The organism is bacterium (assembly GCA_035380285.1).
In the GTDB taxonomy this organism is placed as follows: Bacteria; Auribacterota; Erginobacteria; order Erginobacterales; family DAOSXE01; genus DAOSXE01.
This window is the reverse complement of sequence record DAOSXE010000032.1, coordinates 1-25319: the sequence shown is the minus strand read 5'-3', so window position 1 is coordinate 25319 and position 25319 is coordinate 1. Positions and strand designations below refer to the sequence as shown.

The window sequence follows — 25319 nt, the reverse complement described above, 5'->3', positions numbered from 1 at the left end:
CCCCAGCCATTCATCGAACTGGAAGTGAACCGCGCCGATATCCCATAGCCGCAGAGAGAGGGAAATCAGGGTAACCAGGAGCAGGATCGCCCGAGGGAACCGCGAACTCAGGCCGGGGTTGTCCGCGTTCATTTTCCGCTCCTGCCTCGCCTGGTTTCGCTATCCCCGGATGGCGTTCCCGTCGCACTGTAGCCGGAATGAAACGGGTATCCCCCCGGAAAAGATACGCTGGTGCTTTTGCCGGTGTTTTGTTTCATACGCCTACCCGATCATGTATGATACCTCAACCCGGCAAGACAGCGAAACTGCTTCAAAACCGTTCTGGCCGAGCCAGTTCGTTCGAAGTTTCCCTCCCGCCAAGGCTGTGGTTTAATGATTACACCACCCCGGAGAGCCGGACCCGCAGGCTAGTTGACATGTATCGAGGTGGACGATAATGAATCCGGTGGGGATATTTTTAAAACCGCGGCGAATCACCGCCGATTGGCTGATCTGGTCCCTGCTGGCGGCAGCGTGCTTGATTAGCTATTTTCGCTTTCCTGAGTTTCTTAACGATGAAGACCATATCTGGATAGTCGAGGATATCGCCCGTTCCGGCGACTGGCCCCACGTCCTTCAATGGCGGTCGGCCCAGCACTGCTTGGTCTATCACTCGTTGAGCGCCTATTCCTGGCGGATGCTTAGTTGGACCGGATTCCGGGCCGGCAGGGTCGCCCAAGGCGTCAACGTGGTCTGTTTTTTGGGGTTGGCCTGGTACTTGTCGGCTTTTTTACGACGGATCGGAGTCGAAGGGAAAGCCCGTTTCCTCAGCCTGATCGTGTTCGCCTCCAGTACCCGTTGGGTTACGATGTCGGTAACCGTGGACAACGACACCCTGATGGCGCTTCCGGCCAACCTTGCCCTGGGTTACATGGTGGTCGTTATGGGAAAAAAGGAAAAGCCTACCTTGGGTATCACGATCTTGATCGCCCTTATGGTAGGTTGCGCGGCCGCCATCAAACACAACGGCATCCAATTCTTCCTCCCGGTTGCGGCTTGTTTCATCGCCCGGCACTGGTATTACGGAGACCGACCCGTTTTTATTCTGAGTAGATTGATCTGGGCCGGAGCCGTCGTAGCGGTGGCGGCGTGCCCCATTTACTTTCGGCATTGGGCCGATACCGGAAGCATCGTCCACCACGACCAGGGGTTTCATCAAGACAACTGGTCGGGCGACCGATGGGAGATGTTCAGCTTCCGGTATGCCTCCATCCTGTCCCGACCGTTTATTCCCTACTCGGAAGACTTCGGCGACGAGAGAATCTGTCCGGCCGACCTGTCCTGGCCGTCCAAACTATATATGAACTGGTGGTCGCTGCCCGATCAGCTCCCCGACCGTCCCAATTCCATGGCCACACGGCTGATTTTCATTACCGCCCTGCCCGTCAGCCTGCTCTTGCTGGGGGCTTTGGTATTTTCTCTGCTCAATTCGATAAACGACCCCCGGCGGCTAGCCTTGATCGGATGGGCGGTTACCGTCTTCGGTTTTCTTTTCCTGGCCTCGATATTTTTCCCGGAACCACGCTGGGCTTGCCATACCTATCCCCGGCATTGTCTGGGGGCCGCCGGGGCCCTGCTGGGATGCCTGGGATTATTTTTTAACGACCTTTTACGCAAGGGGAAAACAGTTCAGATCATTCTGACGACAGTTGTACTCTTCCACTTGGCCGCGTTCTGGGTCCTTCTTCTTTCCGGACCTTTCTATGGGCTGGAAAACCCGTGGCCCCATTATAAGCTTTGAGCAAGGCTCTCGGTACGACTGGCGGGTTTAAGAGGAACGGCGGCTATGGTCGGAATCGGGCGCCCGGAAACGGTCGAGCAGGTTTATCATCTTGCGCCGGAAGAGATCCCCGGTAAAGGCCGCGCCCAGCACGAACGGCCAGGCCACTGAAGGTACCCAGCAATCCCGGCAAACGGGGTGTCGCCGATAATTGCCTTCGACGTGAAGGCGGCGAACATCCTCGAAGCTTTTCCCCCGAAATATGTCCCGCAAGCCCGATTCGGCGGCATCCCCCATTCGGGTGCGCCCTTCGATCTCCAGACAACAAAGGGGTACCTTCCCGTCCCACTGTATCGCTAAGGCCGTCCACAGAAAAATACAGGGCCGAACCGCAGCTAAATTCTTGGCTGGACCGACGCTGCCGCCGAAATTCAACATCGGTTTGACATGAACGGCGTCGGCGCCCTTCCCTGCCCAGTATCGCCGGAAGGCGGCGGCCTCATGTCGATTTTGAGGAGTGGAGACGAATTGGATCTGAATGTAGGGGCGGGAGGGGGCCCGGGCCGCCAAAGCGAGAAAAACCTCGGCGTTGGCCACCACCCGGCCGTAATCCCCCGACGGTTTCAAGGAACGATAGGTTTCCTCGCTGGCGGCGTCGATGCTCAGGGTGATTGCGGCCAATCCGGATTTCAGGACCGCGGAGGCGCGCTCCCCGTCGAGGAGAAGACAGTTGGTTTCGAACTGGGCTTTGACTCCTATGTCCCGGCAGACCCGTACGCAACGGTCCCATTGAGGATGGAGGAACGGTTCGCCGTCATAACTGAGGTCGATCATATCGACGAAAGGGGCGGCTTGCCCGACCAGATCGGCCAGGAAGTCGATATCGATCGCCCCCCGGGGGCGGCGGCTCTTGACCTGGGGGCAAAATACGCAATCCAGGTTGCAGCGATTGGTGATCCCGATCTGCAGTTCCAGGGGAAATCCCCGTATCGTCGGGTTTCGGCCCAGGTAATCCCGGACGACGCGGCTTCGATTGCCCATGCGCCGGGGGAACATATTATCGTTCCTTCGCCCAGTATTTATACAGCCCGTAGATGAAACCGGCTCCGATCGCCAGGTTGAGCGCCTGAAGGGCGAAGAGCGCATACACGACCATGCCCGGCCCGTATATCCGGGCCGAGAAAGAAAGGAATCGTCTCTCGATAACCATCTGAATCAACAGCATGATGGCGGTAAAGGCCCAGAGCGGACACCACGCCAGGCCGCCGACGAGCCCGGCCAGAATCAGCATGGTAAGAACCGCGGACGCGGCCGCGTCCAAAGTTCCCACCGCCCCCCGGGATTCGAACTTTTTCCTCCTCACCACCAGGGGCACCCAACGGGCGGTCCGGTCCATAAGGGCCCGGCAGCGGCGGCACAGCCGTTTGTAATGATGCTTATAGGCGGCGGAACGCAGGAGAAGGTGCCCATAACCCCGGCGCTCCATTTCATGGCTCATGTGAAACTCTTCCATCCCCACCCCCCCGTACCACTCGACGAATCCGCCCAGTTCCCGGAAAACCTCGCTCCGAATGGCGCCGCATTCCGACTGAATGGAGGAAAACGGCCGCTCGGTTTCGCCCTTCTCCCAATGATAGCCCCAGGCGGAACGCAGGCCGACGAAGTGGGAGCTCCATTCCGGACTGAGGTCTCCCGGGAGGGGGTAGGCCCCCACCGCATGCACCTCCGGTCGGCGGTTCAGAATATCGACCATGGCCTGAAGGCAACCGGGCTCGGGGACGACATCGGAATCCACGAAAACCAGGATGTCGGCGCTCACGGCGTGAGCTCCGGTATTGCGGGATACCGAAACGCCCCGGTTCTCGGCCAGGCGGATGACCCTGACCTCCGCTTCCTCGGCTATCTCCGCGGAGCGATCGGTGCTGGCGTCATCCACCACCACGACTTCCCACCCCCGGGGTTGCGCCTCCCGCCCCACGGCCGCCAGGCATTCCGGGAGCCAACCGGCATCGTTATGGACGGGAATAATCACCGCCACCGACAAATCCTTCACCCCGGCTCTCTCCTCCCTTGCGGTCATGCCCGGTTCAGACCCCCCGCCGCCGGGCCTTCCAGTAACTGAAGGAGTTATACGCCCGATAGCAGGCCCCCTCAAGGTAGAAACGGAACCAACGGCGCTTCCAGCGGAACGCCGCCAGGTGGTGAGCGATCCGGTAGGCCCAGCGGAAGCTGTCGAGGTCCCCCAGCATATGCTCGTACCGGAAAGCCAGAAAGGAGATGAGATACACGTTGGCGAAAAGAGGGCGGCTCTTCAGCCAGGGGGTGTGGATCCTGTCCATGGTGAACCGGCTCCAGTCTTCGAGCGAGGGAGGCGGCTGGAAACCGTGCTCCAGGGCTTCCTGATAAAGATCGGTTCCGGGAAGAGGAGCATAGGGTTGAATGACGATTTCGGCGGACGGGTGACGTTCGTGAAGTTCGTCGGCAAAATCGAGAACGGCCAGAGAATCCTCGTAGGTTTCGCCGGGGAAACCAACCATCAGGGAGTAGGTGGTGATGATGGAGGAAGTTCGCATCAGGGATATGCCGGTTTCGATCTGCTCTCGGGTGATTCCCTTCTTCATGTAGCGCAGCATGCGGTCCAGGGGCGACTCGATCCCGAAAAACAGCCATTGGCAGCCGGTCCGTTCGAACCCCCTGACCAACTCTTCGGTCATGAAGTGGATTCTCGGACTGGCCGACCATTTCAACGAGAGGCCGCTCATGACCGAGACCAGGTCGTACAGAAGATCCTGGCGGCCGCCCATGCTGTCGTCGTAGAAAAAGATGTTGTCGGCGCCCAGTCCCCGGATGGCGGCCAGTTCGTCCCGAACTTTGTCGAGAGATTTACGACGGCAGATCCGCTGGTTGAAGAAATCGTTATAACAGAAGCGGCAGGAATACGGACACCCGCGGGAAGCCTGGTACCCGATCGTCGGGAAAGAAGCATCGGGCCGGAGGTACCGCGGGAAAAGTTGGGCGGCCCGGCCCTGGTACGGAAAAGGCAGCAGGTCGGCCTCGAGAAAAGGCCGGGACGGGTTTACCGTTATATCCCCTGCCGGATTCTTCCAGGCCAATCCCAGGATGGAGCCGAAGTCCTCGGTGCCGGCAGCCAATGCCCGGTAAAGATCGAGGGTGGTCTCCTCCCCTTCCCGGATCACTACGAAATCGATCTCCGGCCGGGCCAGCGTCTGTTCGGGCATCATGCTGGGATGAACGCCGCCCCAGGCTACGGGCACACCGGGAAGACGCTCCCGAACGTAACGGGTTAGAGTCAGGCCGCGTTCGATCTGAAACGAGGTCAGGGCGCTGATCCCGATCAAAGAGGGACGCCGGGCCAGAATCGCGTCCAACTCGTTCCGGTCCTGGACGCGCTCGTCGTAATACTCGACTTCGACCCCGGCCTGTTCCAGATAGGTCCCGACCGAAAAGACCGCCAACGGCGTCATGGCATGATAGGGAAACGGACTGGGATTGGGAAAAATAAGCAGAATCATCGGTTTTTCTTCAGCGCCAATCTCCGCCAAATACAAACGTGCCCGCGATAGCCGGGGAACCGTATTTTGGCAGTATAGCCGACCTTACCGGGCAAAATCCATCTCAACCCGGTCCCCAGACCGCCCTCATCGGGGCAGCGGTTCGCCCGGCCCCGACACCGACGGGAACGACTCCGTCTGTCCCCGTGAAAGCCGCGCCGGCACAGGTCCGTCGCCGCCCTCGCGGGGTACGCTCGGCTTCTCCCTGCGTGAGAACAACGGGTCCGCGGGCTAGGGATCAAGACGACAGCCGCGGTGGGGGGGTTACCGATAAAAAACGCGGACGGATTCGATGACGTACTCGATCTGCTGAGGGACAAGATGCTGGTGGACGGGAAGAGACACGATCCGGTCGGCTTGTACCTCCGCCACCGGGAAGTCCCCTTTTCGGTACCCCAGGTCCCGGGATGCTTCCATCAGGTGGACCGGGATGGGGTAATGGATTTTCGTCTCCACCCCGCGCCGGGCGAGAAACTCGATGAGTTCCTCCCGACGCTCGACTTGAACGACATAGGTGTGAAACGCTTCCCGGAGAGCGGGCAGCCTCGGGGGATGCGTGACGAACGGCGACAAGTCTTCAAAACCTTCATCATAGAGCGCGGCGTACCGGTTCCTCAGGGAAGTGATCTCGGGAACGTTTTTCAGCATCGCGTCCGCCACCGCCGCCTTGAGGGTGTCCAGCCTGCTGTTGAATGAAAACAGCGCCGATTCGTTCCGGTTTTTCAGACCGTGGTTCCTCAACAGAAGCAGGCGATCGCGCAGCTTTTCGTCGTCGAGGGTTATCACCCCCCCGTCCCCGGGGACGTTCAGATTCTTCAGGGGATGGAGGCTGAATGCGCCCAGATCCCCCAGGGCGCCGGTGCTGACGCCGTCGATCGCGGCGTCCACGGCCTGGGCGGCGTCTTCCAGTATCTTGATCCCGTGCCGGGCGGCGACTTCGGCGATCTCCTTCATCCGGGCCGGGCGGCCGGTCAGATGAACGGGAATAATCGCTTTGGTTCGGGGACCGACCGCCGCCGCCAGCAGATCCGGATCCAGGTTGTAATCGTCTCCGACGTCGACCAGAACCGGAACCGCGCCGGCGGTGACGATGGCCGCGACCGTGGAGAGGAACGTATTGGGAACGGTAACGACTTCGTCGCCGGGGCCTATGCCCAACGCCTTGAGCCCCAGGAAAAGAGCGTCGGTACCCGAACTCACCCCCACGGCGAACCGGCAGCCGCAGAAATCCGCGAAATGCCGCTCGAACGTCTCCACCTCGGGCCCGAGGATGAACTGCCCTCTTTCCAGAACCCCGGCGATGACTTCGAGAATCCCGGAATTCCGGGCGTACTGGGCGCCGATATCTACATAGGGTACTTTCATTCCACCCGGGAAAGCGTTCCCGCTTTCCGAACCGACCCGGCCGGAACGGCCGTCAATGCCACCGGGCCGCCGATCATCCCCGGTAGAACTCCCCGACCGAGTCGATGACGTATTCGATCTGCTCGTCGTCCAGATGTTGATGAACCGGGAAGGTTATCAGGGACTTGCACTGCGCTTCGGTGCGGCTCAGATCGGTGCGGCCGAAGGGGACCGGCTGATCCAGGCTGGCCTTCTGCAGGTGGACGGGGATGGGGTAATGCACCTTGGCTTCGATCCCGCGGCTCTGAAGAAACTGCAGGAGTTCGTCCCGGTTTTCGGCCAGAACCATGTACATATGATACACGTGCCGAGCGTCAGCGCGGCGGGGGGGGAGGGTTATCAGCCCTTCGAACTCCGGTCCCCCGAAAGCTTCGTCGTAACGCCGGGCATGGGCGATCCGCGCGTCGGTGATCTCGTCGATCCGGGGGAAAAGCCAGTCGGCCACGACGGCCTGGATCGTGTCCAGCCGGGCGTTGAATCCGAAGACGTCGACCCGGTCCCGCCCGTCGGAAAATCCGTGGTTCCGGAGCAGGCCGATCCGGTCGCGGACCTCGTCGGAATCGGTGACCACCAGGCCGCCGTCCCCCCAGGCGTTGAGGTTTTTCAGGGGGTGAATGCTGAAAGCGCCCCCGAGGCCGAACCGGCCGACGTGTTTTCCGCCCACCCGCCCCCCGATCGCGCAGCAGGCATCCTCGATCACGGGCAGTTCGTACTTGTCGGCTATGATCCGGATCTCGTCCATCCGGGCCGGGCAGCCCGAGTAATGCACGGGCATGATCGCCCGCGTCCGGTCGGTGACGGCGTCTTCCAGGCAGGAAGGATCCATGGTGAAATCGTCGAGGACGTCCACGAAAAAAGGGCGGGCTCCGACGGAGACGATGGAGCCGACGGTGGCGATGAACGTCTGGGAGACCGTGATCACCTCGTCGTCATGACCGACCCCGGCCGCCTTCAGCAGCAGGGAAAGCGACATCGTACCCGAGGAAGTCCCCAGGCAATGCCTGGCCCCGACATACCCAGCCATCTTCTTTTCGAACTCTTCGAGTTCGGGGCCGAAGGTATATTGCTGATGCTTGAGTAGCGTCCGGCGCAGGGCTGCGAGGACCGGTTCGGGATCGGCGAACTGTTGCGGGAGGTATGAGTACGGAACTTTCATCGACATCTCTGTTGCTTGGGTGTGGGCTGGCGGCGCCGGGTCAATCCCGGAAGCCGGTTACTTCAACTTGATTTCCTTCATCCGGCGGATGTTGTAATACATGGGGTTGTTCATGGGGTCGCGGAGCCGACCGTCTTCCAGGGCCTCTTTCAACTCGCGCACCGCGGCCTCGATGCCCCGGCCGGGGACGAACCCGAGTTCCCGGGCGATCTTTTCCGATGAGATATGGTAGGAGCGGGGATCGTTGGTGGCCCTGACCACCACTTCGATGTCGCCCCCTACCGTGTTTTTGACTTTCTCGGCCAGTTCGGCCACGGGGAAATTCTCGTAGCCGGCGTTGAAGATCTTGCCGTTGATCATATCGTCGTCATATTCGAGAGAGCGGATGTAGAGGTCGGTGATGTCGTCGATGTGGATGTTGGGTCGTTTCTGGGCCCCCCCGTCCACCATGATTCTGCGGTTGAGCACGGCATGGCTGGTGAGGATGTTGATGATCAGATCGAGCCGCTGCCGGGGCGAGTAACCGCAGACCGTGGCCGGGCGCAGGATCAGGCCCACGAACCCGCCGTCGACGTATCGAAGGAGGACCTCTTCGCACATGGTCTTGAACCTGGAATAATCGGTCAGCGGCTCGCAGGTCATCTCCTCGGAAACGTTTTCGCACTCCTTGACCCCGTAGACGCTGGAAGACGAAGCGTAGATAAAGCGTTTTACCCCCATGCGCTTGGCCAGCTTGACCAGAGGTTCGAAGCAGTCGAAATTGATCGATTTGCCCAGGTCCGGGTCCAGTTCGAAACTGGGATCGTTGGAGATGCAGGCCAGGTGGATGATCGCCTCCGCTCCCGTCATCGCCTCTTCCAGGCGGACGAGGTCGCGCACGTCGCCCGTTATCAACTCCAAGCCCGGGTGGGAGCGCACCCGGTCGAAAACCTCGGTTCCGTAGATGAAAAGATCGTATACCTTGACCCGGTACCCCGCCGCCAGAAGCTTGGGGACCAGAACCGCTCCCACGTACCCCCCTCCGCCGATGACCATCACTGTCTTGAAACGCGCCATATTTTCTCCCTCAGGTTGATCTTACGAAATGATACATATACCCCAGATCTTCGTCCGTTTCCAGTCCAGTCCAGCCGCAAAGAATAAATAGACGGATATTTCCGTCTCCCGTTCCAGCTTTCCCCGACCCGCCCGGGGTCGGTTTCCTGTTCCTAGACCAAGCCGATCCAGTTGATTGCCGCGCGCGGGTTCATCGAGAAAAGCAGGTTGGCTTCGACCCCGCAGGCCATGGTGCAGCTGCGGCACCCGGGAAGCGGCCGCAGGCGCTTCCACGCCTCCGCGAACCCCAGTTTTCTCGCGTCCACGCCTTCCACGCGGCCCACGCCCATCCCGCAGGCATACAGCATCCCGTCCGCTTCCAGATGGGCGGTGGCCCGGCCCGCCCAACAGCGGTAAAGCCGGGAGGGTTCCGGTCCGGTGACGCGGTCCTCGTAGGGCCAGTCCCGGGCGTTTTCCAGGTAGGGCAATGACCCTCCCACCGGTGCCCCGGCTTTCTTCAACCCGATCAACTCCTCCAGGGCCTCCCGCCTCGCGGCTCCGCGAAGAACCAGTCCCTCTATCCGGGAAAGGGCGGGATGGAAATGCCCCCCGGGCTCCAGGAAAAAATCCAGGAGCACGAAATTGGCCGTGATGCCGCGGGAGCGGGCGAACTCAACGATCTCCCCGATATGCCCGGAATTGACGGTGGTGAGAACGGTGTTGATCCAGGCGGGGATTCCCGCCGCCAGCAGGGCGTCGAGCGCCGCCACCGCTTCGGCGTGACTCTTCTCTCCGCGCAGATAGCCGTGGACCTCGGGCGGCCCGTCGTAGGAAACCTGGACCATGTCGGCCCCGCGCAGTTCCCCGATCCGGCCGGGGACCGAAAATCCGTTGGTGGACAACCCGGTGAACAGCCCCAGTCCCCGGGCCCGGTTCAGAACCTTCCCGATGTCGTCCCGAAGCATGGGCTCCCCCCCCGTGAACTGAACCCGGCGGCCGCCCGCGTTCCCGATCTCCTCCAGAACCTTGAGCAGTTCCCCGGTTTCCCACTCGTCTTCGCGCGGGCGCGATTCGAAGTTGCAATACCGGCAGCGGTTGCTGCAGCGGTTGGTCACTCCGACGTGCACGCTCAGGGGAACTCTCCGGGAAGGGAAAGCGTTCATGAGCGCGATTTCCTTGGCGAAGTAGGCGCCGTCGCGTATTTTCATCTGCCTCCTCCCGGGGAAGCCGCCCCTCCCGGGACGCTGTCGGGGATAACTTTCATATCGTGACTATACTCTCAAGGAATCCCGGCGAGTCAAGCGGCTTGCTCGCCGCCCGGCCCCGAGGCCAATGGCGGCGATGGCCAGCAGGAACAGACGTCAACGGAGGCTGCGGATGATTCGCCGGGCGATATTCTCGATATCCTGCGCCGAATACAGGGGGCTGCAGGGAAGTTCGATACAGTGGCCGCCCAGGCGCGCCGCCACGGGACACGAAGCCGCATGAAAAAACGGCAACGAGGAGCAGTCCCGCATATCGTCGGCCTTGGTATCCACCCCGCCAAGAAGCAGGCGGCGGCGCACTTCCCCCGGGTCCTCGACCCGGACCCGGAGATAGAGAAAGGAGGAACTAGCTCCCGGTGGTTCCTGCTGAAATTGCAGGAGGGCAAGGTTTTCCAGCCGGTGGCGCAGAAAGCGGGCGTGGGCGCGCTGAATCTCCAGCCAGCGGGGAAACCGCCGGAGCTGGCGAAGCCCCGCCGCGGCCTGGACCGGAGAAAGCCCCCTTCCCCGAAACGATCGTTCCGGACCCGGCGGACGCACCGTAGGGGGCCGGGGAGGAATCGCTTCCTCTATGAACTTGGTTTCGAAGGGGTCTCGGCCGGACCTGGCGGCCGCGCGGGTAATGGGGTACAGCGTCCAACCGTACAGAAGCGGGTGGGTGGCCAGCATCGCCGCCATGTTGCCGAAATGACGGCGGACGAGAGCGCTCCGGGGAGGCGCAGACGTCGCGGCCGTCAGAACCTCCAACCGGGCCGCCAGCTCCGGATTATTGGCCGCGATCATGCCGCCCCCCCAGCAGGGGAGGTTCTTGCTGGGAGCAAAGGTGAATACCGCCGCGTCCCCGGAATTTCCGGCCGGCCGGCCGTGGTAATCTGCGCCCAGGGCATGGGCGCAATCCTCGACCACGGCGATGCCGCGGGCCCGGGCGGCGGCGGCGATTTCGTCCATCCGCGCCGGGACCCCGAAAAGGTGGGTGGGGACGACCGCCCGGGTGCGGGAGGTGACCGCGGCGGCAAACGATTCCGGGGACAGGTTCCAGGTTCCCGGTTCCACATCGGCGAAAACCGGGACCAGGCCGCATTCCGCGGCGAGAACCGGCATGGGGTGAAAGGTGTAGGCGGGAAAAACGATCTCGGCCCCCGGTTCCGGCTCCAGGGCGGCTAAGATCATTTTGAAGGCGGAGCGGCCCGAATCCGTTGGGAAAACCGGTCCGAAACCGCCGAATTTCCGAAACGCCCGGGCGAACTCCCCGACCGCTCCGGGGGTAACCGGCCCCAAAAACCGGGGTATCTCCGAAAGCGGCATGCTCACCCGGAACCGGGGGAAAGGCATCAACGGGACCTCCGGGGGCGGCGCTTGACCGCCACGGCCGCCGTTCCCAGCAGCCCGACCGCCACCAACCACAGCCCCCGCCTGACGGCCGGGGGACGGAATGACCACTCGACTTCATGTTCCCCCGGTTCCAGGTAGACCGCCCGTTGGATGTAATTGACCCGAAGCGGAGCGGCGGGCGCGCCGTCGACCATGACTTCCCAATCCGGGTGAAAAACATCGGTGGCGACGAGCAAGGCCGGAACTTCGACCGAGATGGCGACGTTCATCCGCGCGGGCGAGGGGAAACCGACCTTTTCGACGCGGTTCCGGCGTTGCAGCTCGTCGAAACCGGCTTGCGGATTGCCGAGGGTCTTGAGCTCCCCGTACCCGATCGTTTCCAAGGGCACGGGGAGCGAGGATTCCACGAACGCCGCCTGGCGGAGGTCTCCGCGGATCAGTTCCTCCCTGGCTTCGTCGGGGCCGGTCAGCACCGCGCGGTTCTGGGTAAAAACCCGGGGCAGGACGTCCCGCGGCCGGTATTCGACCAGGTTACCCCCCGGCGCCGCCGGTTTGAGCCAGATCCGGGCGACGCTCATGTTGGGGTAAAACCGCATCCCGGGGTTGCGCAGCCGCAAGGCGTACGGATATCCGGTCGCTACCTCCTCCACGGCCTCCCGCAGGCGGGGGACCAGGGGCTTGGAGCAATGCCCGAAGAGGTAATCTCCCCCGTGAAGCGTCGCCGTCTGGTCGAGCAGGCTGAAATAATATACCGTCCGCAACGGCCCCGAAACCGGAAGCGGAAGCGGCGCTGGCGCCGTCATCCGGTAATAAGCGGTCTCCGAGGGATAGCGGTATTTGATCCATTCCGGGACATCGGCCCACTCCAGAAAATACACGACCAGGAATCCCTGCACCGCCGCCTCCGCCATCAGCGCCCCCAGGAGAAACGTCTTCAGCCAGCGCCGCCGGTTGAAGACCGCAACCAGGACCGTGGCCAGGAGCACGACCAGCAACAGAGCTCCGGGACCGGTCAGGAGCCAACCCCGGTACTGTTCCCAGGCCACCAGGGCCGCCGGCCTCCCCCCCGGGGGAGAATACATCCCCTGGCTGATAAAAATTCCCGCTATAAGCGCCCCCAGCGCCACGGCTGCCCAGCGCCGCAGGGGCCGCGGGGACGCGAACAGCCAATGTACCGAGACGCCGGCGGCCAGGGCCATTCCCAGATGCTCGAGTATCCGCCAGCGGACGGCGTAGGGGAGCCCGCAGGCCGGGACCAGCCTGACCAAGGCCAGGTAGACGGGAGAATAGCTCCCGGTCACCAGCAACCAGGAGAACCCCACCAGGCAGATCGAAGCTCCCCACCAGCGGCGGCGCAGGCGAACGTACCGATCGTCGTTTCCTTTCTCGCGGCGGGTAAGGCCGGCCACCGCGCCCAGGACCACGACCAGAACCAGAAAGTAACCTCCGGTCAGGTTCCCTTCCACGTGCAGATAGTCTTCGAGGCCCGGGAACCCCAGTTTCACGCCCTGGGAACAGGTCAGCGTCCCGAACAGATCGGGAACGATGACGGTGGCCAGGTGACGCCAGGGCATACTGAACATGGGAGAGGCCGCCCAGGCCTCCGAGAGGAGAGGCGACGCCCGGTAGGCCCTGGCCGTCTCCGTCATCCCCAACCAATAAGGCGCGGAGAGGAGAAAACCCAGCGCCAACACGACCGCGGCCGCGGCGCACAGTTTCCACGCGTATCTCCGGTCCCGCTGTCCCCAGGAAAAAAGCGCCAGAACCGCGACCAGCGCGACAATCGCGGCCAGGCTGAAAATGGCGCGGACGTCGGATCCGCAGGGACCGATGAACGCCACCGCCAGCGCGCCCGCCGCAGCTCCGGGTCCCCGGCCGCCGCGGGCCAGGGAATCGATTCCGAACAATGCCCAGGGGACCCAGGCCACGGCGTAGGTGGTGTTGGGATCGCAGATATTGTAGGTCATCCCCGCTCCCAGGGCGTAGACGACGGCCAGGGCGGCGGAGCCTTCGGGACCGAGGCGGATGGCGCGCCGGCCCAGAAGCCATGCTCCCAGCGCGGCCAGAAGCCAGTGAACCAGGAGAGGGAGCTTGATCAGCCAGAAATATGCTCCGTCGACGTCCCCCGAGGGCGCTAACAGGTAGAAAGGATACAGGGGCCAATACCAGACCCGGGTGTTGGGGAGATAATTGACCCTTCCGCCGGCGAAGACATGGGGGTCCCACAGTGGCAGGTGCCCGTCTTTGACGGTTTCAGCGAGAAAATCGAGGTTGCTGAAGGTTTCGTAGTAATCGTCGAAAAAAACGCCCAGCCACCCGAACAGCATGGGAGCCAGGACCAGGGCCACGGCCCCGAGGACCACCCACAGCCACGGCGAAGGCGTTTTCATCGATGACGCGTCCGCAGCCAGGCCGAGGAGAGTCCGATGAGAGAGCGCGGATGCAGGCCCAGAAAACCGTTCATCAGGTTGCACCCCAAATCGAGACAGGCCTGGCAACGCACGGGAGCCAGGTTCGCCCAGGCCCGCTCGATGCCGCCGTCGAGACAATTGCCCAGGGGTTCGCTGTAAAAGAGCTTGGTGCAAGGATAGATGTCGCCTACGTTGTCGATGGCGACGAGATAGTTTCCGGAACGGCAGACTATCGGCTTGAACCCGTTCAGCTCGGCCCGGTCGCGGATCAAATGGCGCCCGTATCCGTAGGGCCAGCGGAGCACGTAGGAAAACAAATACCCCGGGTAGGGAACGGTGGCGGGGCGTTCCGACGCCAGCCAACCGATAAACTCGCGGATTTCTTCGTCGCCGGCTTCTTCCGCCTCCACCCGGGTCCCGTCGATCCGCTCCTGGGGCCGGAGAAAATTGATCCCGATGAAACAGCCCATTCTTTCGGCGATCTCGTGAACGTGGCGAAACGCCCGGATCGGCTCGCGGGTGAGCGTGAATTGAAACTGAACCCGCAGCCCCCGGGCGCGGGCGGACTCCGCCGCCGCCAGGACCCGTTCATAGGTCCCCTTCCCCCGGTAGTGTTCATGAATTTCCGGCGGCCCGTCCAGGCTGATGCTGAGCATATCGGCCCGCTCCAGCTCCGCCAGGCGCCGAGGAACGAGGAGGCCGTTGGTGTTGACGGAACATTCGATCCCGTGGCCGCTGATGCGCTCGATCATCTCTCCCAAGCCCTCGTAGAGCGTCGGCTCTCCGCCCGCGACCATGATCACCTTCGTCCCCAGGCGCGCCAGTCCGTCGATGACCGAGAGAATCCGGTCCCGGGGAAAGTCCTCCCGGACCCGGTGCCCGAATTCCGCGTAGCAGTACCGGCACCTGAGGTTGCAGCGCTCGGTGGGCATGAGCTGGACGAAAAACGGAACCCGGCGCCGGAGAAGGCGGGCCCGCGTCAAACCGGCGGCCGCCCTGATCTCCTTGCCCAGAGTCACGGTCCCCCTCCTAGGCCAGTTCCCGCAGGGCCCGCACGACATAATGAAACAGGGTCGAAGGCCTCATTCCGAAAACCAGATTGCGGTCTATGTAGGAGAGGATATAGCAGGATTCGCATCCTTCTCGGCTCAACCCGTTGAGGCTGGCGGTCAAGCCGTGTTCGCGGATGTTCCAGCGGGGTTTGCCCCAGAAGTTGCAGCAGGGGTACACGCTCCCGTCGCCGTCGATGAAGACGACGTAATCGGCGTGGTAGCACTTGGGATAGCTGAAACCCTCCGGCAGCTCCGAGGCCCGGGCCATTCTTTTCTGGTAGGAAAACGGCCAGCGCAAGGCCACGTCATGGGCACGCTCCGTGAATTGAATCGGGTATTTACATTGCTGGAGCGCCTTGATCCGCCGGAGAAAATCCCGGATTTTTTCATCGGGAATGTCCAGGTGGTGGGAGGGGCCGCCTTCCTTGAGCGTTTCGTACTGAAACGAGAGGGAGAAATTCAAGAGGGCTCCGAAGCGCCGGGCGGCCGAGGCCAGGAAATCCAAGTCGGCGTCGGTCGTCTCGGCGGTCAGCACCGCGTTGATCCGGGTGGGCACGCCGTGGGACGAGGCCAGCTCGATCGCGCGCATGGTCTTGGCGAAGGTTCCGGAGCCGCGGTTGCGGTCGTTCAGTTCCTCCCTCCCGTCCAGGCTGATGCAGATGGAGTCCAGCTTTTTGACGACGTCGAGCTTCCGTTCCACCAGGATCCCGTTGGTGATCATATCGCAGATGATCCCATTGCGCCGGACCCGGTCGACCAGCGTTCCGATGTCCTCCCGCAATAACGGCTCCCCCCCTTGAAGTTGAAGCAGCCGGGTTCCGTGGCGCCCCAACTCGTCGATCAGAGTCAGGAGCTCATCGGTGGTGAATTCCTTCCAGTCCTTTCTTTCCGGATATTCTCCGTAGCAGTAATAACATCTGAGGTTGCAGCGGTTGGTGACCGCCAGATAGACGTTGATCGGTTGCCGCCGGCCGACCAGGTGGCAATGCAGGATGTTCAACAGCATCCGCGCCCGCTTGACGGTCAGGCCGGTTCTCATGGTGCGGAGTATTTCCCCCTCCGGACCAGGCCGCGGGCGGCAAGGGCGATGGCGGCGGCATCGAGGCCGTTCATCTCTTTCATTTCGGCGTGGGAGCCGTAGCCCTCGGCGAAGCGGTCGCGCAGGCCCAGCCGGACGAAGGCGGTGCCGCCGCGGTTCTCTTCGAGGAGGGCCTCGGCCACGGCGCTCCCCAACCCTCCGATGATGCTGTGCTCCTCCACCGTAACCACCGCGCCGGTCGCGGCCGCGGCGGCTATCAACTCCCGGTCGAGGGGCTTGAGCGTGTGGATGTTGATCACCCGGGCGGAAACGCCTTCCCGTTCCAGGAGTTCGGCGGCGGTCAGTACGTCCCGTACAATCTCGCCGGTGCCGAGCAGGGCCACGTCCGTCCCCTCCCGCAGAACCACTCCCCTCCCCACCTGGAAGTCGTACTCCCCGGCGTAGATCGCCGGGGAATTTCCCCGGGAGAGACGGAGGTAGACCGGACCGTGTATCTCCGCCGCCGCCCGGGTGGCTTTCCTGGCCTCCAGCCCGTCGGCGGGCGAAAGGACGGTCATCCCCGGGAGCGCCCTCATCAGGGCTAAATCCTCGGTGGCGTGGTGGGTCGGCCCCAGATCGGAATACACGAACCCGGCCCCGATCCCCACCAGCTTGACGTTCATCTCCTGGTAGCAGAGATCGTTGCGGACCTGCTCGAAAGCCCGCATGGTGATGAACCCCGAGATCGTGTAGACGTAGGGGACCCACCCGCAGGAGGCCAGCCCGGCGGCGGCTCCGACCATATTGGCTTCGGAGATGCCGAAGTTGATGAACCGGTTCGGGTACAGGCGCCTGAACTCGTCGTAGACGATGGCCCCGTTATCGGCCACCAGGGCCAGTATCCGGTCGTTTTCGGCCGCCAGCCGGGTCAGCGCCTGGAGATACGCGTTCCTCACAGCCCCTCCATCTCCAGTTCGCGGCAGATGATCCTGCGCTCTTCTTCGTCGGGGAGACGGTAATGCCAGATGGGGACGTTCTCCATGAACGATATCCCCTTCCCCTTCACGGTGTGGGCGACGATGGCGCTCGGTCTGCCCGGCGCCAAGGGGACGCGGGAGAGCGTTTCCCGGATCTCGTCGACGTCGTGCCCGTCGATTTCGCGTACTTCCCATCCGAAGGCCCGGAGCTTGTCGGCCAACGGCTCCAGGGGAACGATGCTCTCCAGTCTGTCCATGGCCTGCAGCTTGTTGTAATCGACGATGACGGTGAGGTTGTCCAGGGCATGCGCGGGGGCGAAAAGAAGGGCCTCCCATACGCTGCCTTCCTGGCACTCGCCGTCGCCCAGCAGAACGAATACCCGGAACCCGCGGTTCTCCAGCCGGCCCGACAGCGCCGTCCCCACCCCGAAGGACAGGCCGTGGCCCAGGGCGCCGGTGGAAGCCTCGACGCCCGGGACCTTGTGCATGTCCGGGTGGCCGCCCAGAACGGTTCCGCGGGACCCGAACGAGTCCAGAATTTCCCGGGAAATAAACCCGGCCTGGTAGAGGGCGGCGTAGAGCGCCACGGCGGCGTGGCCTTTGCTGAGAACGAACCGGTCCCGGGAAGGGTCGTCGGGGCGCGCGGGGTCGACCGCGAGAATGTCGGTATACAGAACCGTCAAAAGGTCCGCGATGGAAAGCGCCGCGCCCAGGTGCCCGCCCGGCGTCCGGCAGATCGCCCGGACGATCAGTTTTCTCAGCTCGGCGCTTCGAGCCCGGAGGGCGTCGCCGCTCATGCGTTCCGACATGGTCACCTAGATAAAGTTGATGTGTTGGGGAGGTTCGCCCGAGGGCTCCTTGAGTTCTATCAGCCCCTCTTTGACGTCCCAGAGGAATTCGTTGATCTTGTGCTGGAGGCAGAGGCAGGCGCAATCGGTCCGGGCGTCGAACGCCTCCGAAGCGATGAAGTCCATCACTTCCCAGTAACGGTCGGACCGCCACAGTTCCTTGAAGGAGGTGTCGATGATGCTGCCGATGTGAAACTTTTCCGCGTAGCGGCTGTTGAACAGCATCCCGCAGGGGGCGACCAGCCCCGACCCGGAGAATTGGGGCATGAAGGGAGCGCCGTAGCAGCGGGAATAGCGCCGGCCGCCGCCGCTCATGATCTTCGACCACTTGGCCTGAACGGTATATTCCTCCGTGGAATAACCCTCGGCCTCCTTGAGCAGGTCGGTCAGTTCGAAATACTTGGAGTAGTCCACCCCCAGGTGGCCGAACTCGTCGTCGCTGCAGTGCTTGATCACGGTGTAGTCCACTCCCAGTTCCCGGCCCAGCCGGGCCAGGGGGATGACCTGGTCGCGGAACTGGGGCATGAGCACCATCTGCAGCCCCAGGGTGACGGGCAGCTCCTTCTCCCGCTTGACCCGGACGCACTCGCGGATGATCTCGCAGATCCGGTCGAAGCACTCCTTCCGGCAGCCCATGACCTCGGCGTAGCGGTCGGCTTCGCCGGCCGAGATATTGAACCTCAGGTAGGTCAGGGCCGGGAGCACCTCTTCCAGGCGCTCGGTCTTCAGGAGGTAGCCGTTGGTGCCCATGGCCATGTCCAGGCCGTTGGCTTTTCCCCGGAGGACGGCGTCGTAGATATGGGGGGAGCAGAGACTCTCCCCGTCGCTGACGAAGCTGATGGCCTTGACCCCGATTTCGGCGGCATCGTCGAGAAAACGGAAGATCACGTCCTTGGTCATACGGTGGTCGTCGTGTTCCTGGAGCTTGCTGTAGCAGTAGACGCAGTTGTAGTTGCAACGCCGGGTCAGGGCGCAGTCGATGGTGATGGGGGCGATCCGCTCGCCCGCCAGCCAAGCCTTGACCCGATCGAGGTGCCACATGAGCTTGTGCCCGTCGAGAATAAGGTTTTTTTCGGTCATGATACTTTTCCTGTACTGCGGTAATGCATCAACGCGGTGCCGGGGAAGGCGCGGTCTCCGGCCCCCGCCGGAGCCGGGTCACCGACCCTTCGGCGGGGGGCGGCGGCGTGCCGGCCCCGTAGACTTCCCCGATCAAGGCCAGGTAATCGGCCGCGATCCGCTTCAGGGATTTCAGGGAAACGGCCTTGGAGGCGCCCGTCTCCCGCACGTCCAAGCGGTACGGGACCTCGGCGAACAGATACCCGCGCCGGGCCGCCCGGACCAGGTTCTCGGTTTGAAAGAAAAACCCGTCGCTGCGGTTGGGCGAATCCAGCAGGACGCAGCGGCGGTAGAGCACGGTCCCGTTGGTGTAGTTGAACTTCTGCCCGAAGGTGAGGTTGACGATGGCCAGGTAAAGAGCGGAGTAGAAGTTCCGTTTTCTTCCCCTCACCTCCCGGTTGAAAACGAAAGGAACGACCAGGTCGACTTCGTCCAGGAGCGGAAGGAAGCGCAGTATCTCCGCCGGGTCGTTCTCGTTGTCCCCGGGCATCATCGCCACCGCCTCCCCCCGCGCGGCGGCCACGCCGTCGCGGAACGAAGCCCCGATCCCCCGGGGCCGATCGTGCTCGATCATCCTCACCCGCCGGTCGGACCGGGCGACCTCCCGCACCAGTTCGGGTGTCCGGTCGGTCGAACCGTCGTTCACCACCAGGACTTCGCCCTGGATCCCCATCCGGTCGTAGGCCTCCAGGCACCGTTCCAGCGCCGGGCGGATATTCGCCTCCTCGTCGAGGGCGGGCATGACCAGGGTTATCGCGAAACGGCTTTCCGGCTTTTCCATAATCGGCTCCGGAAGGTCCCCCGGACGGTTTCGGCGATGACGTCGAGGTCCCAGTTGATCATGGCCGAGGTGTTGATCATCGAGACCAGGTAGCAGGTGTAGCAGGGCTTGGTCTCCAGGTGCTTGAAGGCCTCGTCGAACCCGACCTCGTGCAGGTTTTTGGCGTCGAACTGGCCCTGCATCCCCTGGCAGGGGTAGAGACAGCCGTCCTCGTCGATCACGAGTTCGTAGTTCCCGTACTGGCACTCGATGCACCGTTTCCCCATGAGTTTCAGGGACTCGGCTTTCCCCAGGTACTTGCGGGTGTAGGGAACGGGCCAGTCCAGGGTGTAGCGCAGGATCTTGGTGGTGCTGAAGATGGGGTACCCCCGCCGGATATACTCCACGAATTTGTTCTGGTAGGCGATGATGTCCTCGTCCTCGGGGGCCAGGTCCTCCCCCTCCAGGGTTTCGTCCCCCTTGAAGAGGAAGTTGATCCCCCACTCCACGTTTTTCTCCCGGACCATCTCCGCCATGAAGTCGACGTCGTGAACCGTGTACTTGGTCACGGTGGTGTTGATCCTGACCGGGACCTTGTGCGTATCCTGGACCACCTTGATCGACTCCATGACCTTGTCGAAGGTTCCTTGGCCCCGGACCCGGTCGTTTCCTTCCCGGGCCCCGTCCAGGGAGAAGCAGACGTTGTCGAGGAGGGCTATTTCCGGGATCTCCCGGAGCCGTTCGGGAAACTGGCCGTTGGTGACGATGGCGGTCACGATCCCCTTGGAGTCGATGTACCGGAAGAGTTCTCCCAGCTCCTTGTAGAGCAGGGGCTCGCCACCCTGGACCAGGATATACCTGGTCCCCCGGCGCCGAAGGTCGTCGATCAGCTTTTTCAGTTCGCCGAGGTCCCAGTCCGGGCGCTGACGGTTGGAATATCTCCCGAAGCAATAGGCGCACTTGAGGTTGCAGCGGCTGTTGATCACCAGGTTGACGTAGAAGGGATAGCGCGGTTTGCGCAGGGCCTTGATCGAAAGCATGTGCGCCAGGGTGCGGACCCGGTTCCAATACCTGCGCGCGGCCAGTTTTTTATGGTTGTAGCTCATTGCTCGACCAGTTCCTCCTTCAAACGAGCGGCCACGTGGGCGGGGGAGAACCCCAGGAGTTCCCGAAGATAATCCTGGCTGCCGGCCACCGGGGCGTAGGTGTCGGGGATCCCGAAGCGGACGACCTTGACGGGGAGGTTCCCGTCGACCACGGCTTCGGCCACCGCGCTCCCCAATCCGCCGATCAGGGAGTGCTCTTCCATGGTGGCCAGCAGCGGACAGGTCCGGGAGAGTTCTTCCAGAAGTCCGCGGTCGAGGGGCTTGACCGTGTGCATGCTCACCACCGCCGGGTCTTCTCCCGCCGCTGCCAATGCTTCCGCCACCCGCAGGGCCGGTTCGACCATATTGCTGGTGGCGATCAGGGCCAGGCCGCGCCCCGGGCGCAGCAGGCAGCCTTTCCCGATCTCGAATTCGAAATCCTCGGATTCGTGAACCGGCGGCTCCCCCGACTTCCCGATCCGGATGTAGCAGGGGCCGTCCAGCTCCAGGGAGGCCCTCACCGCCCGGGCGGTCTCCAGGGCGTCGCCGGGGCAGATCACGGTCATGCCGGGCAACGCCCGCATGACGGCGATATCCTCGATGGCGTGGTGGGTCGCTCCCGCGGTTCCGTAGGTGAGGCCCTGGCCGACGCCGACCAGCGCCACCGGCAGTTTCTGGTAACAGAGGTCGACCCGAATCTGCTCGAAGCAGCGCATGGTGGCGAAAGGAACGATGGTGTAGCAGAAGACCCGCTTCCCCGAGAGGGCCAGCCCCGCCGCCACCCCCACCATGGCCGCCTCGGCGATTCCCACGTTCAGGTAGCGGTCGGGATAGCGTTCCCGGAACCGCTCCAGGATGGTGAACCCGGTGTCGGCCGTAACCAGGTAGACGTCCTCGCGTTCCGCCGCCAGATCCATCACCGTCCTGATGAACCCCTGCCTCATCTCTCCTCCTCCCCGGCGGCGCGGTCGATCTCCCGGCAGTAGGTCTCGATCTTATCCCGGGGAACGGAGAGATAATGACTTTCGAACTTTCCTTCCATGTCCCCGACCCCCTTGCCCTTGACGGTGCGGGCCACCACCAGGGAAGGCTTGCCGGTTTCGAAGGGAACCGATGCCAGGACCTCTTCCAGGCGCTCGTGGTCGTGGCCGTCGACTTCCCGCACCGCCCAGCCGAACGCTTCCCAGCGCGGACGGAAGCTGGAGATGGGCTGGATGTTCTCCACGCAGTCGAACCCCTGGAAGTTGTTGGCGTCGATGATCGCCGTCAGGTTGTCCAGCTTCAGCCGGGAAGCGAGCATCGCCCCCTCCCAGACGCTTCCTTCCTGGGTCTCCCCGTCTCCCATCAGGACGAAGACGCGGTAGCCCTTCCCGTCGTTGCGGGCGGCCAGGGCCATACCCGCCCCGATGGGGAGCCCGTGGCCCAGGGCCCCGGTGGAAGCCTCGATCCCCGGGAGCCCGTTCCGCACCGGGTGCCCGTACAGGCTGGAGCCGTCGGCCAGATAATCTTCCAGTACCTCCGGCGGCGCGAAACCCCGGGCGACCAGGGTGGCGTACCAGCATGAAGCGGCGTGGCCCTTGCTCAGGAGAAACCGGTCCCGGCCGGGGTCGTCGGGGGAGCCGATCCTGAGGACGCGGAAGTAGAGAACGGTGAGAATGTCCGCGATCGACATCGCCGAACCGAAGTGGGAGCCGGTCTTGTGCATCCGGACCAGCCGGCGGCGCGTCTCGGCCGCCCGTTTCTTCATTTCGCTGTTTGCCGCCATGATTAAAGGATGTAGTATACGTTTTTACTCCCGAAGGTGTAAACATTTCAAGAGTTCCGGAAATGCCCACGTTTTGCGACAGCGCCCGGCTCAGAAGCGCCTGTATCTTTGTGGTTATCTTCCTGCTCCTGCTGGCGATCTACTACCCGTCGTTCCGCAACCCCCCGCGCAGCGACTACTGGCCGGCCTTCTGGGCTTTCCGCCTGGTCGACGCTCCCCATTCCCCCTACGGGCTGGGGACGATCTGCAACTACGACCCCTTCGGCCACGGCACCTTCCGTCCCCTGTTTTACGTCTACCTCTATCTCGAATACCGGATGTTCGGCTCCTGGTTCGCGGGGAACCACCTGCTCTCCTTCGGCCTGTATTTCCTCTGCCTGATTCTCTTCTACCGCCTGGCGGTGAGGGTGTTCCGCGCCGACCCCGAGATCGCCGCCGTTTTCACCGCCTTGCTGGCCTTTCTATTTTCCCACTTCGACATCGTCACCTGGACCTTTCACCTCGCTTCCCTGGCCGGGTTCGCCTTCATGTTGGGGGGGTTTCTCCTCTTCGCCTCCTTCCACCGCACCGGCGACCCACGGCGGCTGGCGGGAAGCGTCCTTCTCTTTCTGCCCGGGATGTTTTCCTACGAAGTCTTCGCCCCCTGGCCCGCGGTCCTGGTCGGGGTCGAAGCCCTTTATCCGGCCCGGGGGAACCGCTCGCGGCGGGCCGGGCTGCTCCTGGTCGCCGGCGCCGTGCTTGCCGTCTATATCTGCTATCTGGGCGCGGTCCTGCTCAGCCGCGGCGCCGCTTCCTACATGGGAAGAACGGACATCCCCTCGGTTCCGCTTCTCCTCCTGGCCGCGGCCGGGGTCTTCTTCAACCTTCTCTACAACAGCGTGGCGGTCAACCTCCTCCCCATCCTCCCCATACCGGCCACGGTGGCGGACAACGTGGACATGGGGGGAATGCTGCTGCGCTGGTCCTCGGGCCTCTACCTCAAGATCATCTGGGCGGGGGCGGCGGGGTTCTGCCTCTGCGCCGCCGGGCTCGTGGGACTCCGGCTGCGGAAACGGGGGGGGACGGCGGCGGCGCTGGGGCTGCTCCTCTACCTTTATTTCAGCTATTTTTTCGTGGTCGTGGCAGCGCGCCTGACCACCAACCTGGTGATCTACCCCTACACCCAGTTCCGCTATCAGTTCGTTCCCAACGCCCTCGCCGTCATGGCCGGGATCGTCCTCGTCTGCGGGCTGTTCCGGCCCCGGCGGCGGGAAAAGGCCGTGATCGCCCTGGCGGCGGTGCCCCTGATCGCCGCCAACGCCTACCTCTCCTGGACCTATTCCGGCGTCATCAGCGATCAACTGGCCCCGCTGGGGAACCTGCTGAAGAACGTCAAAACTCATCTGGACGACGGGCGGATCAACCCCTCGGCGCGGCTCTACATCGATCCGGCGGTGACGGAAAAGCTCCCCCAATTGTGCTGGAACCGGACCATGGCCAAGCTGGGCATGATCCAGGGCACCTACCAGTGGATCTTCAGCGGGGAAGAGTTGGCTTCCTTCACCGACCGCCCCGAGAACGCGGTCTGGACGATCGGGCCCGCCGACCCCGTCCGGATCAGGAGAATCGCGGGGCGGCTCACCGCGACCCCGCCCCCAGACGCGGGAGAAGAAGAACGATGAAGGCATTGGTGACGGGAGGCGCGGGCTTCATCGGAAGCCACCTGGTCGAACTGCTCCTGGAGAAGGGCCACGACGTGGAGGTGATCGACAACCTTTCCACCGGGAGGGAACAGAACCTGAACCTGCTGCGCACCGAGCGGCGACCGGGCTTCCATAAGCTCGATATCGTCGACCACGCCTCCCTGCTCCCCCTCTTCGACGGCGCGGACTGGGTCTTCCACCTGGCCGCTCTGGCCGACATCGTCCCCTCCATCCGCAACCCGCTCGGTTACCACCGATCCAACGTCGACGGCACCATCAGCGTGCTCGAGGCCGCGCGGGCGGCCGGCGTCAAGCGCCTCGTCTACGCCGCCTCCTCGTCCTGCTACGGCATCCCCGACGCCTACCCGACCCCGGAGACGGCGCCGATCCGGCCCCAGTACCCCTACGCTCTGACCAAGAACGTGGGCGAGCAGTACGTCATGCACTGGGCTCAAGTCTACGGGCTTCCCGCCGTTTCCGTGCGTTTCTTCAACGTCTACGGCCCGCGCTCCCGCACCTCCGGGACCTACGGGGCGGTCTTCGGGGTCTTCCTCGCCCAGAAACTGGCCGGGGAGCCCTTCACCGTGGTCGGCGACGGCGAACAGACCCGGGACTTCACCTTCGTCACCGACGTGGCCGCCGCCTGCCTGGCCGCTGCCCAGTCCGATGTTTCGGGCGAGATCTTCAACGTGGGCAGCGGCCGGCCGGTCAGCGTCAACCGCCTGGTCGAGCTGCTGGGGGGGGGACATATCCACATCCCCAAACGGCCCGGGGAACCGGACTGCACCCACGCCGACGTTTCCAAGATCCGCCGGGCACTGGGTTGGGAAGCCCGGGTCCCGATCGAGGAAGGCGTCGGGATCATGCTCGAAAACATCGACTACTGGCGGGAAGCGCCGGTCTGGACCCCGGAAAGCATCGGGGAGGCGACCCGGGAATGGTTCGAATACCTGGGGAAGGCGGGGGAGGAAGGAAGCAGAGAGCATGGAGCATAGGGCGTAGCGTGCCCCTCAACCTCACCCTCTTCCGTCCCCCTTCATGATCTTCATGTCCTTCATGGTCGAGAAAGCATAGGGCATGGA

General features: G+C 63.2%; 21 protein-coding genes. 3 read left to right on the top strand and 18 right to left on the bottom strand.

From position 1 onward, the window contains the following. The first annotated feature begins 436 nt into the window (after nt 1-436). Nucleotides 437-1780, top strand: a complete 1344-nt coding sequence (locus PLZ73_10950; GenBank protein ID HOO78390.1) for a hypothetical protein — start codon at nt 437-439, stop codon at nt 1778-1780. Between the two features lie 27 nt (nt 1781-1807). Here PLZ73_10950 and PLZ73_10945 read toward each other — a convergent pair whose 3' ends face one another. The 18 genes from PLZ73_10945 to PLZ73_10860 all read right to left on the bottom strand — a co-directional run bounded on the left by PLZ73_10945 (nt 1808) and on the right by PLZ73_10860 (nt 22537). Further along, nucleotides 1808-2815 carry a radical SAM protein gene (locus PLZ73_10945; GenBank protein ID HOO78389.1) on the bottom strand — a complete coding sequence of 336 codons (1008 nt, stop codon included), beginning with the start codon at nt 2813-2815 and terminating at the stop codon, nt 1808-1810. A 1-nt stretch (nt 2816) separates the two neighbouring features. After that, nucleotides 2817-3812 carry a glycosyltransferase family 2 protein gene (locus PLZ73_10940; protein HOO78388.1) on the bottom strand — a complete coding sequence of 332 codons (996 nt, stop codon included), beginning with the start codon at nt 3810-3812 and terminating at the stop codon, nt 2817-2819. Nucleotides 3813-3846: 34 nt separating this feature from the next. Beyond that, nucleotides 3847-5292, bottom strand: a complete 1446-nt coding sequence (locus PLZ73_10935; protein HOO78387.1) for a radical SAM protein — start codon at nt 5290-5292, stop codon at nt 3847-3849. Nucleotides 5293-5595: 303 nt separating this feature from the next. Next, nucleotides 5596-6696 (bottom strand): DegT/DnrJ/EryC1/StrS family aminotransferase, encoded by a 1101-nt coding sequence (locus tag PLZ73_10930; protein HOO78386.1) that lies wholly within the window; start codon nt 6694-6696, stop codon nt 5596-5598. 73 nt (nt 6697-6769) lie between these two features. Further along, nucleotides 6770-7891 carry a DegT/DnrJ/EryC1/StrS family aminotransferase gene (locus tag PLZ73_10925; GenBank protein ID HOO78385.1) on the bottom strand — a complete coding sequence of 374 codons (1122 nt, stop codon included), beginning with the start codon at nt 7889-7891 and terminating at the stop codon, nt 6770-6772. A gap of 57 nt (nt 7892-7948) precedes the next feature. After that, a complete protein-coding gene (locus PLZ73_10920) occupies nt 7949-8947 on the bottom strand; it encodes an NAD-dependent epimerase/dehydratase family protein (protein ID HOO78384.1) in 999 nt (332 codons plus the stop codon). 152 nt (nt 8948-9099) lie between these two features. After that, nucleotides 9100-10134 (bottom strand): radical SAM protein, encoded by a 1035-nt coding sequence (locus PLZ73_10915; protein HOO78383.1) that lies wholly within the window; start codon nt 10132-10134, stop codon nt 9100-9102. A 153-nt stretch (nt 10135-10287) separates the two neighbouring features. Next, nucleotides 10288-11520 (bottom strand): DegT/DnrJ/EryC1/StrS family aminotransferase, encoded by a 1233-nt coding sequence (locus tag PLZ73_10910; protein HOO78382.1) that lies wholly within the window; start codon nt 11518-11520, stop codon nt 10288-10290. Continuing rightward, a complete protein-coding gene (locus PLZ73_10905) occupies nt 11520-13910 on the bottom strand; it encodes a hypothetical protein (protein ID HOO78381.1) in 2391 nt (796 codons plus the stop codon). The genes PLZ73_10910 and PLZ73_10905 overlap by 1 nt, the downstream gene beginning before the upstream one ends. Further along, nucleotides 13907-14950 carry a radical SAM protein gene (locus PLZ73_10900; GenBank protein ID HOO78380.1) on the bottom strand — a complete coding sequence of 348 codons (1044 nt, stop codon included), beginning with the start codon at nt 14948-14950 and terminating at the stop codon, nt 13907-13909. The genes PLZ73_10905 and PLZ73_10900 overlap by 4 nt, the downstream gene beginning before the upstream one ends. A 10-nt stretch (nt 14951-14960) precedes the next feature. Beyond that, nucleotides 14961-16022 carry a radical SAM protein gene (locus PLZ73_10895; GenBank protein ID HOO78379.1) on the bottom strand — a complete coding sequence of 354 codons (1062 nt, stop codon included), beginning with the start codon at nt 16020-16022 and terminating at the stop codon, nt 14961-14963. Further along, a complete protein-coding gene (locus PLZ73_10890) occupies nt 16019-16957 on the bottom strand; it encodes a transketolase C-terminal domain-containing protein (GenBank protein HOO78378.1) in 939 nt (312 codons plus the stop codon). The genes PLZ73_10895 and PLZ73_10890 overlap by 4 nt, the downstream gene beginning before the upstream one ends. After that, nucleotides 16954-17787, bottom strand: a complete 834-nt coding sequence (locus tag PLZ73_10885; GenBank protein ID HOO78377.1) for a transketolase — start codon at nt 17785-17787, stop codon at nt 16954-16956. The genes PLZ73_10890 and PLZ73_10885 overlap by 4 nt, the downstream gene beginning before the upstream one ends. Before the next feature lie 6 nt (nt 17788-17793). Next, nucleotides 17794-18906, bottom strand: coding sequence for a radical SAM protein (locus PLZ73_10880; GenBank protein HOO78376.1), 1113 nt, complete (start codon nt 18904-18906; stop codon nt 17794-17796). Between the two features lie 28 nt (nt 18907-18934). Beyond that, the gene (locus PLZ73_10875; GenBank protein HOO78375.1) at nt 18935-19726 is read right to left on the bottom strand and encodes a glycosyltransferase family 2 protein; all 792 of its coding nucleotides are present in this window, start codon (nt 19724-19726) and stop codon (nt 18935-18937) included. Then, a complete protein-coding gene (locus PLZ73_10870) occupies nt 19696-20811 on the bottom strand; it encodes a radical SAM protein (protein ID HOO78374.1) in 1116 nt (371 codons plus the stop codon). The genes PLZ73_10875 and PLZ73_10870 overlap by 31 nt, the downstream gene beginning before the upstream one ends. Beyond that, nucleotides 20808-21734 (bottom strand): transketolase C-terminal domain-containing protein, encoded by a 927-nt coding sequence (locus PLZ73_10865; protein ID HOO78373.1) that lies wholly within the window; start codon nt 21732-21734, stop codon nt 20808-20810. The genes PLZ73_10870 and PLZ73_10865 overlap by 4 nt, the downstream gene beginning before the upstream one ends. Further along, nucleotides 21731-22537 carry a transketolase gene (locus PLZ73_10860; GenBank protein HOO78372.1) on the bottom strand — a complete coding sequence of 269 codons (807 nt, stop codon included), beginning with the start codon at nt 22535-22537 and terminating at the stop codon, nt 21731-21733. The genes PLZ73_10865 and PLZ73_10860 overlap by 4 nt, the downstream gene beginning before the upstream one ends. Nucleotides 22538-22617: 80 nt before the next feature. Here PLZ73_10860 and PLZ73_10855 point away from each other — a divergent pair, with 80 nt between their 5' ends. After that, complete coding sequence (locus PLZ73_10855) at nt 22618-24216, top strand: hypothetical protein (GenBank protein ID HOO78371.1); 1599 nt, start codon at nt 22618-22620, stop codon at nt 24214-24216. Continuing rightward, nucleotides 24213-25232, top strand: a complete 1020-nt coding sequence (locus PLZ73_10850; GenBank protein ID HOO78370.1) for an SDR family oxidoreductase — start codon at nt 24213-24215, stop codon at nt 25230-25232. The genes PLZ73_10855 and PLZ73_10850 overlap by 4 nt, the downstream gene beginning before the upstream one ends. Nucleotides 25233-25319 lie beyond the last annotated feature (87 nt).